This window comes from Cellulomonas fimi ATCC 484 (genome assembly GCF_000212695.1).
In the GTDB taxonomy this organism is placed as follows: Bacteria; Actinomycetota; Actinomycetes; order Actinomycetales; family Cellulomonadaceae; genus Cellulomonas; species Cellulomonas fimi.
In genome coordinates this window covers 811,751-823,713 of sequence record NC_015514.1, presented here as the reverse complement: position 1 = coordinate 823,713, position 11,963 = coordinate 811,751, and the positions used below count along the sequence as shown (strand labels likewise).

General features: G+C 76.1%; 11 protein-coding genes. 7 read left to right on the top strand and 4 right to left on the bottom strand.

Going from position 1 to position 11,963, the window contains the following annotated elements; translation table 11 throughout:
* Positions 1 to 27: 27 nt before the first annotated feature.
* Together CELF_RS03755 and CELF_RS03750 are read right to left on the bottom strand one after the other, a co-directional pair.
* Complete coding sequence (locus tag CELF_RS03755) at positions 28 to 1,344, bottom strand: SWIM zinc finger family protein (protein ID WP_013769920.1); 1,317 nt, start codon at positions 1,342 to 1,344, stop codon at positions 28 to 30.
* Between the two features lie 63 nt (positions 1,345 to 1,407).
* Positions 1,408 to 3,300 carry an N-6 DNA methylase gene (locus CELF_RS03750; RefSeq protein WP_126297661.1) on the bottom strand — a complete coding sequence of 631 codons (1,893 nt, stop codon included), beginning with the start codon at positions 3,298 to 3,300 and terminating at the stop codon, positions 1,408 to 1,410.
* 150 nt (positions 3,301 to 3,450) lie between these two features.
* On the opposite strand from CELF_RS03750, the gene CELF_RS03745 reads away from it, so the two are divergent.
* From CELF_RS03745 to CELF_RS03735, 3 genes are all read left to right on the top strand, one after another.
* Positions 3,451 to 4,785: an MFS transporter gene (locus CELF_RS03745; RefSeq protein WP_013769918.1), complete on the top strand. Its 1,335-nt coding sequence runs from the start codon at positions 3,451 to 3,453 to the stop codon at positions 4,783 to 4,785.
* A 65-nt stretch (positions 4,786 to 4,850) separates the two neighbouring features.
* Positions 4,851 to 5,372: an OsmC family protein gene (locus CELF_RS03740; RefSeq protein ID WP_013769917.1), complete on the top strand. Its 522-nt coding sequence runs from the start codon at positions 4,851 to 4,853 to the stop codon at positions 5,370 to 5,372.
* Positions 5,373 to 5,377: 5 nt separating this feature from the next.
* Positions 5,378 to 6,229 (top strand): hypothetical protein, encoded by an 852-nt coding sequence (locus tag CELF_RS03735; protein WP_013769916.1) that lies wholly within the window; start codon positions 5,378 to 5,380, stop codon positions 6,227 to 6,229.
* Between the two features lie 13 nt (positions 6,230 to 6,242).
* Here the strand turns inward: CELF_RS03735 and CELF_RS03730 are convergent, their stop codons facing one another.
* Positions 6,243 to 7,235 (bottom strand): aldo/keto reductase, encoded by a 993-nt coding sequence (locus tag CELF_RS03730; protein WP_041553329.1) that lies wholly within the window; start codon positions 7,233 to 7,235, stop codon positions 6,243 to 6,245.
* Between the two features lie 119 nt (positions 7,236 to 7,354).
* On the opposite strand from CELF_RS03730, the gene CELF_RS03725 reads away from it, so the two are divergent.
* From CELF_RS03725 to rocD, 3 genes are all read left to right on the top strand, one after another.
* Positions 7,355 to 7,810, top strand: coding sequence for an SRPBCC family protein (locus CELF_RS03725; RefSeq protein ID WP_013769914.1), 456 nt, complete (start codon positions 7,355 to 7,357; stop codon positions 7,808 to 7,810).
* A gap of 130 nt (positions 7,811 to 7,940) precedes the next feature.
* Positions 7,941 to 8,786: a dimethylargininase gene (gene ddaH, locus CELF_RS03720; protein WP_013769913.1), complete on the top strand. Its 846-nt coding sequence runs from the start codon at positions 7,941 to 7,943 to the stop codon at positions 8,784 to 8,786.
* A 16-nt stretch (positions 8,787 to 8,802) separates the two neighbouring features.
* Positions 8,803 to 10,029, top strand: a complete 1,227-nt coding sequence (gene rocD, locus CELF_RS03715) for an ornithine--oxo-acid transaminase (protein WP_013769912.1) — start codon at positions 8,803 to 8,805, stop codon at positions 10,027 to 10,029.
* A 128-nt stretch (positions 10,030 to 10,157) separates the two neighbouring features.
* Here the strand turns inward: rocD and CELF_RS03710 are convergent, their stop codons facing one another.
* The gene (locus tag CELF_RS03710; protein WP_013769911.1) at positions 10,158 to 11,267 is read right to left on the bottom strand and encodes a CAP domain-containing protein; all 1,110 of its coding nucleotides are present in this window, start codon (positions 11,265 to 11,267) and stop codon (positions 10,158 to 10,160) included.
* Between the two features lie 183 nt (positions 11,268 to 11,450).
* On the opposite strand from CELF_RS03710, the gene CELF_RS03705 reads away from it, so the two are divergent.
* Positions 11,451 to 11,960 (top strand): Lrp/AsnC family transcriptional regulator, encoded by a 510-nt coding sequence (locus CELF_RS03705; protein ID WP_013769910.1) that lies wholly within the window; start codon positions 11,451 to 11,453, stop codon positions 11,958 to 11,960.
* Positions 11,961 to 11,963: the final 3 nt, after the last annotated feature.

Here is an 11,963-nt window from a genome sequence, read left to right as displayed (position 1 = left end):
CCCACCCGTCCTCGCTCCGCCTCGCGCTCACCACGTCACCAGCCCGTCCTCGCCCCGCACCGCACACACCAGGACCCCGTCGCTCGTGTGCTCGCCGGCGACGCTCACGGGGCGGCCGCCGCTGACGGCGAGCACGCGCCACAGGTGCGGGGACGCGACCGCGGGCAGCGCGTGGGTCTCGTCGCGCAGCACCCAGCCACGGTCCGAGGAGTCGGCGGGCACCGGCACGACGCCCGCGAGCACGACCGGCACCTGCGTGGTCCACGGATCGGCTGCCAGCGCCCGGGCCCACGCGGCGGTGGCGTCGAGGACCGACACCCCGGCGTCGGTGCTCGGCGGACCCGGCTCGCCGTGGCGCTCGCCGAGCACGCCCCGGGTCGGCGCTCCCGGGTAGAGGTGCACGTCGGCGTCGATGCTGACGCCCGGGGGGACGGTCACGTCCAACGGCTGGCTCCCCGCGGCGAACGACACCAAGGCGACGGTGCGACCGGTCGACGCACCGCGCAGCAGCGTCCGGCGCACGGCCAGGCGCCCGTCGACGGAGTCGTGCATCGCCCACACGTCCCACCGGTCGCGCACGGGCGCCGTCGCGAGGACGTCCTCGGTGCGCGTGGGGTACCCCACGCGGCTGCGGACGACGTCGGCGAGCTCGTCCGGGAGCTCGCCGAGCCGGGCGTGCGCCGTCGTGAGCAGGTGGGTGAGCGCCAGGTGGTCGAGGACCCGCACGGGCCAGTCCGGTCCGCTCGCGGCGAGCGACGGGACGGCACGCACGGCGGTCGCGAGTCCGGGGGCCTGCGCGTCGACCATGCGCGCCGCGACCCGGTCGACGTGCCCGTAGCCGGCCCGGTCCGTCCCGGCCAGACCGGTCCGGACCTGGTCGCGCAGCCACGTGCGCAGCTCCTCGAGCCCCGCGCCGACGTTGCCCGCGCGCCGCTCGGCACGGCGGGCCGCTGCGACCGGGTCGGGCGTCGCGGCCTCGTCCTTCTTCGCGGCGGCCTTCGCGGCGCGGTCCCGGCGACCGTCGAGCCACGCGACGGCGTGCGGGGCGACCTCGGTCGCGTCGGGGACGGTGCCGTCGGCCCACAGCAGGAGCAGCGCGAGCGCGTGCTTGCACGGGAACTTGCGCGACGGGCACGAGCACGAGAACGCCGGGCCGGACAGGTCGACGCAGGCCCGGTACGGGGTCTTCCCGGACCCCGCGCACAGCCCCCAGACGGCGGACGTGCCGGCACCTGCGCCGAGCTCGCTCCACGGCCCGGGCGTGGCGAGCCTGCGGCCGGCCGTCGCGGACGCCGGGTCCGGGGCGAGGGCCAGGACCTGCTCGGTCGTCCACCGCGGTTGCACGGACCGAACCGTAGCGGCGTGCACGGACAGTCCCACCCCGCCCCCCGCAGCGCCACCCGACCGCTACAGCTCGAACGTCTCCCCCGCGGTCGCGCGCTCGAGCTCGGTGAGGAGCGCGTCGCGGCCGTCGAGGACGCGCCGGAACGCCTCGACGCTCCCCCGCCACGGCCCGTCGCCGCCGAGGAGCGGGACCTCGAGCTCGAAGAGCCGCGCGCCGAGGGTGCCGAGGGTGCTCTGGACGAACACGAGGTCGCGGACACGCAGGCGCACCGACGGGAGCGTGAGCGCGTACAGCAGGGCGTACGGGTCGAGGTCGGGAGTGCCGGGCGTGACGGACAGGATCCGCAGGTGGCTCTGGATGACGCTGCGGACGGTCCGCTGCGTGACCATCGCGGCGGTGCCGATGCGGTAGCGGCCGTCGACGACCATGAGCAGGTCGCCGGGGCGCAGCGCCTGGGAGTCGCGGTAGCGGGCCCAGACCTCCTCGGACACGGACTTGGTGGGGTCGGTGGACACCTCGAAGTTGGCGACGTCGGACGTGCGGACGAAGGGCACGTCGCCCGTGCCGTAGGCGTCGGAGCCGGGTTCGTGGCCCTTGCGGACGGTGAGCGCGCCGTCGTGGACGAGGTCGCCGAGCGACACCCAGCGGGCGCCCTCGACGAGCCGGGCCTCCTGCGGGGTCCGCGGTGCGGGACGCTCGAAGTAGCGCGGGACGAGGTACGTCGCGTCGGTGAGGTCGGCCTGCTGCCAGCGGGAGCCGTCGGTGCCGCGCTGCGCGTGCTCGGCCGCGAGCGCCGGGAAGTCGTCCGCGACGGAGCGCCCGGAGGCGTCGACCCGACGCCCGCGCCGGTCGTGCCCGCAGTGCAGCGCGGACGCGACCCACGTCGGTCCCTGCGGCGCGTCCTTGCGGAAGAACAGCACGTTCGTCTTGGTGTCGGTGCCCGGCTGGAACGTCGTGCGCGGGCAGTCGAGCAGCGCCTCGATCGCGCCCTGGGTGCGCAGCCACTCCCAGACGTACGCGGAGCCGGCGTTGCCGAACACGCCCTCGGGCAGCACGATCCCCATCCGCCCGCCGGGGCGCAGCAGCCGGACGCACAGCTCGAGGAACAGGATCTGCGGGTCCCGGCTGCGGTCGACGGTGTCCGTGCGGCGCCACCCGCCGGTGCGCGGGTCGCGGCTCCAGACGTGCGCGAGGTCGTAGCGGCCGAGCAGCGCCTGGTCCTCGACGCCGATGCGCGCGCCGAACGGCGGGTTCGCGAGGACCACGTCGTAGGTGCCGAGACCGCCGGCCGCGACGTGGGACCACGCGTCGAGGTCGAGCGAGTTCTGGTGGTGCGGGTGCGCGTCGTCGCCCGCGACCATGGCGAGCAGGGCCGTCTGGAGCCGGAACAGGTCGAAGTCCTTGTCGCCGCCGACGACGGTCGCCGCTCCCCCACGACCGGCGGCGTGCGCGTGCGCCTCCACGAGGAACCCGCCCGACCCCGCGGCGGGGTCGACGACCTTCTCGCCGGGCTGCGGGTCGACGATCGCGACCATCGCCGCGACCAGGGAGCGCGGCGTGAAGAACTGGCCCTTCTCGCCGCGGACGCGCGGCCCGACGACCGCCTGGAACGCCTCGCCGACGACGTGCGCGGGCGCGTCGCTCAGCTCGACGTCCCGCAGCGCGCGCAACGCGTCGCGGACCGCGGCGGCGTCGTTGTTGAACCGCTCCTCGGGCCGGATCGCGCCGGGGAACTGCGCGGCGACGAGGTCGAGCAGCACGTCGGGCGACGCGCCGTCGAGGACCTCGTCGTAGGTGCGCATCGACGCCGTGCGCTCGACCGCGAGCTTGGCGAGCAGCGCGAGCGTCATGTCCTCGACGATGCGCTCGGCCCTGCTGGCCTGGCCGTTCGCGTACAGGTAGTAGTACAGGCCGCGGAACGCCTCACCGAGGCTCGCTCGGGGGGCAGCGGGCATGCGGGCCATCGTAGGCGGCGGGTGCGCGGCCGGACGGGTCCGCCCCGCGGGCGCGCGGACGGGTCGCCGGCGGCGCGGACGTAGGCTGGGCCGGTCCCCCGGTCGTCCCGCGCGCTGTCGTCGCGGGCGCCGGCTCCCGGAAGGTTCCTCGTGACTCGCGTGCCCGCGCCCGACCCGGCGCGATCGGGCGCACCCGCCGCACCCGAGGTCTCCCGCCGGGCCGTCGCGGTCTTCGTCGCGGCGCTGCTCGCGTACGTGGTCGCCGTCGTGCACCGCACCGCGATGGGGGTCGCGGGCGTCGAGGCCGTCGAGCGGTTCGGGATCGGCGCGACCGCGCTGTCGTGGTTCGTCGTCGCGCAGCTCGCCTTCTACGCGCTCATGCAGATCCCCGCCGGGCGGCTGCTGGACCGGTTCGGCGCGCGCGCCGTGATCACGGTCGGGTCGCTCGTCATGGCGGGCGGGCAGCTGCTGCTCGCGTTCGCGGACTCCGTGCCCGAGGCGCTCGTCGCGCGTGTGCTGCTCGGCACGGGCGACGCGGGGATCTTCATCTCTGCGGTCCGGCTCGTCGACGCGTGGTTCCCGCCGCGGCGCGCCCCCGTGCTCGTGCAGCTCACGGGACTCATCGGGCAGTCGGGCAACCTCGCGTCGGCGATCGGCGTCGCCTGGGTGCTGCACCGGCAGGGCTGGACGACGACGTTCGTGCTGCTGGCCGTGCTGGGCGCGGTGGCGACGTGCGTCGCGTTCCTCGGGATCCGCAGCCCGGAGCCGCGCGAGGTCCGGCCGCACGAACGGTTCGCGCCCGCGGTGCTCGCGGCGGTGCGGCCCGCGGGGACCCGGCTCGGGTTCTGGAGCCACTTCGCGACGCCGTTCAGCGCCAACGTCGTCGCGCTGCTGTGGGGCGTGCCGTTCTTCGTCACCGCGCAGGGCCGCACCCCGGCGGAGGCGAGCGCCCTGCTCACGGTCCTCACGCTCACCGCGATGCTCGTCGGGCCGGTGGTCGGGCGGTTCACCGCGCGGCACCCGCTGCGCCGGTCGTGGTCGGTGCTCGCGAGCTGCGTGGTCACGCTGCTCGCGTGGGTGTGGCTGTTGGTCCCGTCGGGGCCGCGGCCGATGTGGCAGCTCGTGGTGTTCGTCGTGCTCGTCGGTGCGGGAGGACCGGTGTCGCTCGTCGGGATGGACTTCGCGCGGACGTTCGCGCCGCCCGCGTCGCTCGGCACCGCCAGCGGGTTCGTCAACACGGGCGGCTTCTCCTCGACGATCCTCGGCCTGCTCGGCGTCGGCGTGGTGCTGCAGCTCGTCGAGCCGGACGGCGCGGGCACGTACTCCCTCGACGCCTACCGGCTCGCGTTCACCGTGCTGCTGGTCCCGTGGGTCGTGGGCGTCGTCGGCGTGCTGGTGAGCCGTCGCCGCACGCGCGCCGTCATGCGCGAGGCGGGCGTCGTCGTGCCCCCCGTCCGTGAGGTGCTGCGCCGACGCCGCGGCTGACCACCCCGCGGGACTCCGCCCGGCCCGAGCGGTCAGGCTCAGGAGCGCGTGGCAGGATCGGGCGCATGACCACGGACCAGACGGTGCAGGCCACCCCCGCCGTGCCCGACGACGCCGCCACCCCCGCCCCGGTGCCCGCGGTGAGCACGACCCCGGACGTGACCCGCAACGCCGGTGACACCCGGCTGTGGGTCGAGCGCACGGGCAAGCGGCAGTACATGGGTCGCTCGTCGCGCGGCGCCGAGGTGCTCATCGGCTCCGTCGGCGACGAGGGCCGGTTCACGCCGGGCGAGCTGCTGAAGATCGCGCTCGCCGGGTGCAGCGGGCTGTCGTCCGACGCGGCGCTCGCGCACCGGCTCGGAGACGACGTCGACGTCACGATCAACGTCAGTGGCATGGCGCACGACACGGAGGACCGGTACCCGGCGCTCGCCGAGGAGCTCGTCGTCGACCTGTCGAGCCTCGACCCGGCCGCGCGCGAGCGGCTGCTCACGGTCGTGCACCGCGCGGTCGACCAGCACTGCACGGTCGGGCGCACGCTCGAGCACGGGGCCACCGTCACCCTGACCGTGACCGGGGAGCGCTGACCACGGTGCCGCGCATCGTCGAGGCCGCCCTCGCCAAGGCGGTGACCGTCCCGTCGTCGACGATCCACGCGCACGTCGACGCGCTCCGCCGCCGCAACCCCGAGGCGTCGCCCGAGGAGCTCGTGCGGCTGCTCGAGAAGGAGTACCTCGTCGTCGTCGCGACCGCGGGTGGCGCCGTCGGTGCGGCCGCCGCGGCCCCGGCCGTCGGCACGGGTGTCGCGCTCACGCTCACGGCGAGCGACGTGGCGACGTTCTTCGGCGCGTCCGCCGCGTTCGCGCTGGCCGTGGCGAGCGTGCACGGCATCGACGTCGAGGACGTCGAGCGGCGCCGTGCGCTGCTCCTCGCGACGATCCTCGGCGAGTCCGGGGCGAAGGCGCTCGGCGACGCCGCGGAGATCTCGACCGCGAACGTCGCGCGGGTGCTGCTGACGCGCATGCCGATGGCGACGGTGAAGAAGGTCAACTCGACGCTCACCCGCAAGCTGGTCCGCACGCAGGTCACGCGGCACGCGGGGCTCGCGATCGGGCGGCTCGTGCCGTACGGGATCGGCGCCGTCGTCGGCTTCACGGGCGGCCGCGCGCTGGGACGGAACGTGATCCAGGGCGCGCGCGCCGCGTTCGGGCCGCCGCCCGCGCACTTCCCGCACGTCCTTCAGGTCGCGACGCGCGACGCGCTGCCGAAGGTGCTCACGGCCGAGCGCGAGACGGCCGAGCAGCTCCTCGGGCGCACCCCGCCCGACCGGGTCGGCATCACCGCGGTCCCGGAGCAGCGCAACGCGCCGCGCCGTTTCCGCGGCCTGGCGAACCGCCGGGCCCCGAAGATCCCCGACCAGAACCCGCCCAGCGGCGACTCCTGAGCCCGCGCGGCCGTCACCAGCAGCCGTGCACGTGCTCCCGGATGCGCTCGTCGTAGATCGCCCGCAGCCGGTCGCTCGTGTCCTGCGGCAGCGGTGCGAGGTCCGCGGCGGCGGCGTTGGCGCGCGCCTGCTCGGGGTTGCGCGCGCCCGGGATGACGACGGAGACGCCGGGCTGGTCGACGATCCAGCGCAGCGCGAGCTGCGCGGTCGTGGCGCCGTCCGGCGTGAGCGCGGCGACCTCACGGGCGGCCGCGACGCCGACGTCGTAGGGCACGCCGGAGAACGTCTCGCCGACGTCGAACGCCTCGCCGTGCCGGTTGTAGCTGCGGTGGTCGTTCTCGGCGAACTGCGTGCTTGCGTCGTACTTCCCGGACAGCAGCCCGGACGCGAGCGGCACGCGCGCGACGATCCCCACGCCGGCCTCGGCGGCCGCGGGCAGCACCTGCTCGAGCGGCTTGCGGCGGAACACGTTGAGGATGATCTGGATGCTCGCGACGTGCGGGCGGGCGATCGCGGTGAGCGCCTCGTCGACGGTCTCGACCGACACCCCGTACGCCGCGATCCGCTGCTCCGAGACGAGCGTGTCGAGCGCGTCGTAGGTCGACTCCCGGGACAGCACGGCGGTCGGCGGGCAGTGGAGCTGGACGAGGTCGAGCGTGTCGACGCCCAGGTTGCCGCGGGACCGGTCGGTCCACGCGCGGAACGCGTCGAGCGTGTACGCGTCCGCGACGTGCGGGTCGGCGCGGCGGCCCATCTTGGTGGCGACCGTGAGCCCGGAGCCCGCACCGCCGCGCGCCGCGAGGAACCGCCCGACGAGGCGCTCGGAGCGCCCGTCGCCGTAGACGTCCGCGGTGTCGAGGAACGTGACGCCCGCGTCGACCGCGGCCTCGAGCACGCCCAGGGCGGTCTCGTCGCCCACGTCACCCCAGTCGCCGCCGAGCTGCCAGCAGCCGAGCCCCACGACCCCGACGGACCGCCCCGTCCGTCCCAGCACACGCGTCTCCATGCCCCCGACGCTACCGTGGTCGGGCGTGCCGTCCGCGCACGCGCGACACCGTCCGCCGACGCCGCCACCCGCCCGAGCGCGGCGGCGGCCGACCGGCGGACCCCCGGCTGGGAGGCCTGATGCCGACGGTGACCCGCACGCTGCCCCTGCCGGCCGACCGCGCGTGGGACCTGGTCGCGGACGCCCGCAACCACGCGCGCTGGGTGCCGTTCACGCGCGTCGACGTGATCGACGGCGAGGTGGTCGCCGTGACCGGCCCGCGGGCCCGGCGCGGCGGTCGGGGCCTCGTGGACCGGATGCGGGTCGACCGGTTCGACCCGCCGTCGGGCGGCCGGCCCGGGGTGGCCGAGTTCGTCAAGGTGGGGCGGGTGCTCCTGGGCTCCGCGCGGATCGAGGTCACGCCCGCGGGGCCGGACGCCGCGCGCGTGCGCTGGCGCGAGGACGTGCACCTCGCGGGGCCGCTGCCGCGCCGGCTCACCGCTGCCGTCGGCGCGCCGGTGCTCGCCGCGATGGTCCGGCGCGCCCTTCGGATGGCCGCGGACGAGGCCCGGCAGGAGCGGGCGCACCACCTCTGACGCAACGGATCTTCACGATCCCCCTGCGCGACGCAACAGATCGCCCCCGGGCGCGCAACCGGCGTTGCTCAAGTGCGCCCGGAGCCGGCCCTAGGCTCGACCTGACTGCCGCCACGTCACGAGGAGCACGATGTCGACGACCGCCCCCGGTGCCACCCGCCGCCACTACCTCATGTGCGAGCCGCGCTTCTACACGGTGTCGTACGAGATCAACCCGTGGATGGACAAGACGCGGTACACCGACGTCGAGCGGGCCGTGCAGCAGTGGCGCACCCTGCGCGACACCTACCTGGACCTCGGGCACACGGTCGAGACGATCGACCCGCTCGAGGGCCTGCCGGACATGGTCTACGCGGCGAACGGCGCGACCGTCGTCGACGGCGTCGTCTACTCCGCGCGGTTCCGCTACCCCGAGCGCGCCGCCGAGGGCCCGGCCTACCAGAAGTGGTTCGCCGACCGCGGGTACGTCACGCACACCGCAGCCCAGGTCAACGAGGGCGAGGGCGACATGCTGGTCGTCGGCGACATGGTGCTCGCCGGCACGGGCTTCCGCACCGACCGGGCCGCGCACGCCGAGGCGCAGGAGCTGTTCGGGCGTCCCGTCGTCTCGCTCGAGCTCGTCGACCCGCACTACTACCACCTCGACACCGCGCTGGCGGTGCTCTCGAGCGACCCGGCCGACCCCCAGATCGCCTACTTCCCGCCCGCCTTCTCCGCGGGCTCGCAGGCCGTGCTGCGCCAGCTGTTCCCCGACGCGGTCGTCGCGACCGAGCAGGACGCGGTGGCGCTCGGCCTGAACGCCGTCTCGGACGGCCAGAACGTCGTCGTCGCGCCGGCGGCCACCGACCTGCAGGGCGCGCTGCGCGAGCGCGGCTACACGCCGCTGCCCGTCGACACCACGGAGCTGCTCAAGGGCGGCGGCGGCGCGAAGTGCTGCACGCTCGAGATCCGCGCCGCGGCCCCCAGCCACCCCTGACGCGACGGAGGCGACCGTGACCGCGGTGCAGCAGGACGCCACGACGCTCGCGCCGAACTACCACCCGCTGCCGGTGACGGTCGCGTCGGCGGAGGGGTCCTGGGTCACGGACACCGCGGGCCGCCGCTACCTCGACCTGCTGTCGGCGTACTCGGCGCTCAACTTCGGGCACCGGCACCCGGCGCTCGTCGCCGCCGCGCACGCGCAGCTCGACCGGCTCACGCTCACGTCGCGCGCGTTCGACCACGACCTGCTGCACCCGTTCGCCGACCGGCTCGCGGCGCTCGTCGGGCCGCTGCTCGTCGGGCGTCCGATGGTGCTGCCGATGAACACCGGGGCCGAAGCCGTCGAGACCGCGATCAAGGCCGCGCGCAAGTGGGGGTACGACGTCAAGGGCGTCCCTGACGGGCAGGCGCGCATCGTCGTCGCGGACGGCAACTTCCACGGCCGCACCACGACGATCGTGTCGTTCTCGTCCGACCCCGACGCGCGTGGCGGCTTCGGGCCGTACACCCCGGGGTTCGTGCGCGTGCCCTACGGCGACGCGGCGGCCCTCGAGGCAGCCCTCGACGAGCGGACCGTCGCGGTGCTGCTCGAGCCCGTGCAGGGTGAGCAGGGCGTCGTCGTGCCGCCCGCGGGCTACCTGCCGGCGGTCCGTGCGGCGTGCACCGCCGCCGACGTGCTGCTCGTCGCCGACGAGATCCAGAGCGGCCTCGGCCGCACCGGCACGACGCTCGCGTGCGAGGTCTGGGGAGTCCGGCCGGACCTCGTGACGCTCGGCAAGGCGCTCGGCGGCGGGGTCGTGCCCGTGTCGGCGGTCGTCGGGCGCGACGACGTGCTCGGGGTGCTGACCGCGGGCACGCACGGGTCGACGTTCGGCGGCAACCCGCTCGCGTGCGCGGTCGCGCTCGCCGTCATCGGGCTCCTGGAGAGCGGCGAGCCGCAGGCCCGGGCCCGCGAGCTCGGCGAGCACCTCGGCGCCCGCCTCGACCCGCTCGTCGCGGACGGGTCGCTGGCAGCCGTGCGCCGCGTCGGGATGTGGGCGGGGCTGGACGTGGCCCCGGGCCGGCCCGGCGGCCCGACGAGCGGGCGCGACCTGTGCGAGCGGCTGCTGGCCCGCGGCGTCCTCGCGAAGGACACGCACGGCCGCACGCTGCGGCTCGCGCCGCCCCTGACGATCACCCGGGACGACCTCGACGACGCGCTGGACCGGCTCGTCGACGCGCTGCACGCCGCGTCCTGACGGGGCCTACGGACCGGCTCCCGCCCGGGCTCGCCGGTGGTGTCTCCCGGACGGCAGCACGGACGGACGCACCGCCACGCCCGGCGCGCCGCGCCCCCTCCCGGCGCGGCGCGTCGAGCGCGCGGTGGTCAGCTGAAGCGGACCGCGCCGAACAGCCAGCCGGCGCTGGTCGCCGCACCCACGGACATGGACGAGACGTCCGTGCGCAGCATCTGCGCGTTGTGGCCGGACGACCGGGACCATGCGGAGACGAGCGAGGACGCGCTGCCGTTGCTCACGCAGCCCACGATGTTGTCCGACCCGGAGTGCCAGATGCCGCCGGCCGACGCCATGTCGAGCGCGTGCGACGTGAGTCCACCGGACCGCGACACGGACAGCGTGCTGAGCCCGTTGTTCGCCCGGTACGCGTTGATCGCCTCGCCGATCGCACTCGCGCTCGCCTCGGCCGCACCGCCGCCCGACCCCGCGCAGACCTTCCCGCCGGCCGGGACGCCCGTCGTCGGGGCGGGGGCGGCGGCGCCGCCCGTCGCGGGCGCCTGCGTGGCGGCCCGCCGCGTGGTGGTCGTGCCGGACCTCGTGGTCGTGGCCGCCCGGGCGGCCGCCTGCCGGGCGGCCTCGGCCGCAGCGGCCTGCTCGGCGGCGATCCGGGCCTGCTCGGCGGCGACCCAGGCGGCCTGCGCGTCGACGACCGCCTGCTGCGGCGCGGCGACGCCCGCGGTCACGGTGCGCAGCGCGGTGAGGCTCACGTGCGGCCCCGCGAGGGCGGTGCTCACGGCGCCGGCCGCCGTGGCGAGCTGCTGACGGGGTCCGTCGCCGGCCTGCGCCGACGCGGCGAGCGTCGCGGTGGCCTGGTCGACGGTCCGCTGCGCGCCCGCCGTCGCGGCCGAGCGGGCGGCGGCGTACACCGCGGCCGACTCGCGCGCGTCGAGCGCCTCCTGCACGGCACCGTCCTGCGTCGCGGCGGGCAGCACGGCGGTCACCCGCTCGCGCGCCTCGGCCCGCGCCTCCTCGCGCTCGACGGCAGCGCGCTGCGCGGCGATCCCGGTCGTGGCGCCGGCCATGAGGAGCGCGACTCCCCCGGCGACGACCACCCAGGACCGGCGGGTGCGTGCGGTGCCGCGCGGACCGCCCGAGCGGTCGCGCTGCGTCGGGATGGTCCCGGCAGGCGCCGGACGCGTCCCCGTGCGGGTCGCGTCCGTCAGCGTCGGCGTCACGGTGTCCTTCGCGTCCACGTCCATACGTCTCCCCCCGACGGACCCTCCCCGGTCGGGTGAGGGCGTCACTCGTGTGCATCGGCACGTGCCGTGTCCCGCTTGAGCGATCCGTTCCCTTTCGTTCGATCTCCGCCAGGGTGTCGGGTGCGCCCCGATGTCGCCACCCGAGCGGGCACGCGGTCCCGTCGCGGGCCGCCGTCCGGGAAGATGGTCCGCGTGCGTGACGACACCGGCACCGACGCCCTCGACGCGGCGATCCTGCGCGTGCTCTCCCGCGACGCGCGCGCGACGTACGCGCAGGTCGGGCAGCAGGTCTCCCTGTCCGCGCCCGCGGTGAAGCGACGCGTCGACCGGCTGCGCGAGTCCGGCGTGATCCGCGGGTTCACGGTGCGCCTCGACCCGGCGGCCATGGGGTGGCACACCGAGGCGTTCGTCGAGCTGTTCTGCCACGGGTCGACGAGCCCGGCGACGATGCGCGACGCGGTCGAGCAGTACCCCGAGGTCGTGGCGGCCAGCACCGTCACGGGCGACGTCGACCTCGTGGTGCAGGTGCGGGCGCGCGACATGCGCCACCTGGAGCGGGTCGTCGAGCGCCTCGCTGCGGAGCCGTTCGTGTCCCGGACCCGCTCGACGGTCGTGCTCTCGGCGCTCGTGCGGCGCCCCGACGTGCCCGCGGACCTGGCGGCGCAGGAGGCGGTCCCGCCGGCCGGGGTCTGAGCG

Bases quoted from the DNA above. Each gene is read 5' to 3' on its own strand.
- CELF_RS03750 (WP_126297661.1), bottom strand. From the start codon at position 3,300: ATGCCCGCTGCCCCCCGAGCGAGCCTCGGTGAGGCGTTCCGCGGCCTG.
- CELF_RS03740 (WP_013769917.1), top strand. From the start codon at position 4,851: ATGACCACGGACCAGACGGTGCAGGCCACCCCCGCCGTGCCCGACGAC.
- CELF_RS03730 (WP_041553329.1), bottom strand. From the start codon at position 7,235: ATGGAGACGCGTGTGCTGGGACGGACGGGGCGGTCCGTCGGGGTCGTG.
- CELF_RS03725 (WP_013769914.1), top strand. From the start codon at position 7,355: ATGCCGACGGTGACCCGCACGCTGCCCCTGCCGGCCGACCGCGCGTGG.
- ddaH (WP_013769913.1), top strand. From the start codon at position 7,941: ATGTCGACGACCGCCCCCGGTGCCACCCGCCGCCACTACCTCATGTGC.
- CELF_RS03710 (WP_013769911.1), bottom strand. From the start codon at position 11,267: ATGGACGTGGACGCGAAGGACACCGTGACGCCGACGCTGACGGACGCG.
- CELF_RS03705 (WP_013769910.1), top strand. From the start codon at position 11,451: ATGGTCCGCGTGCGTGACGACACCGGCACCGACGCCCTCGACGCGGCG.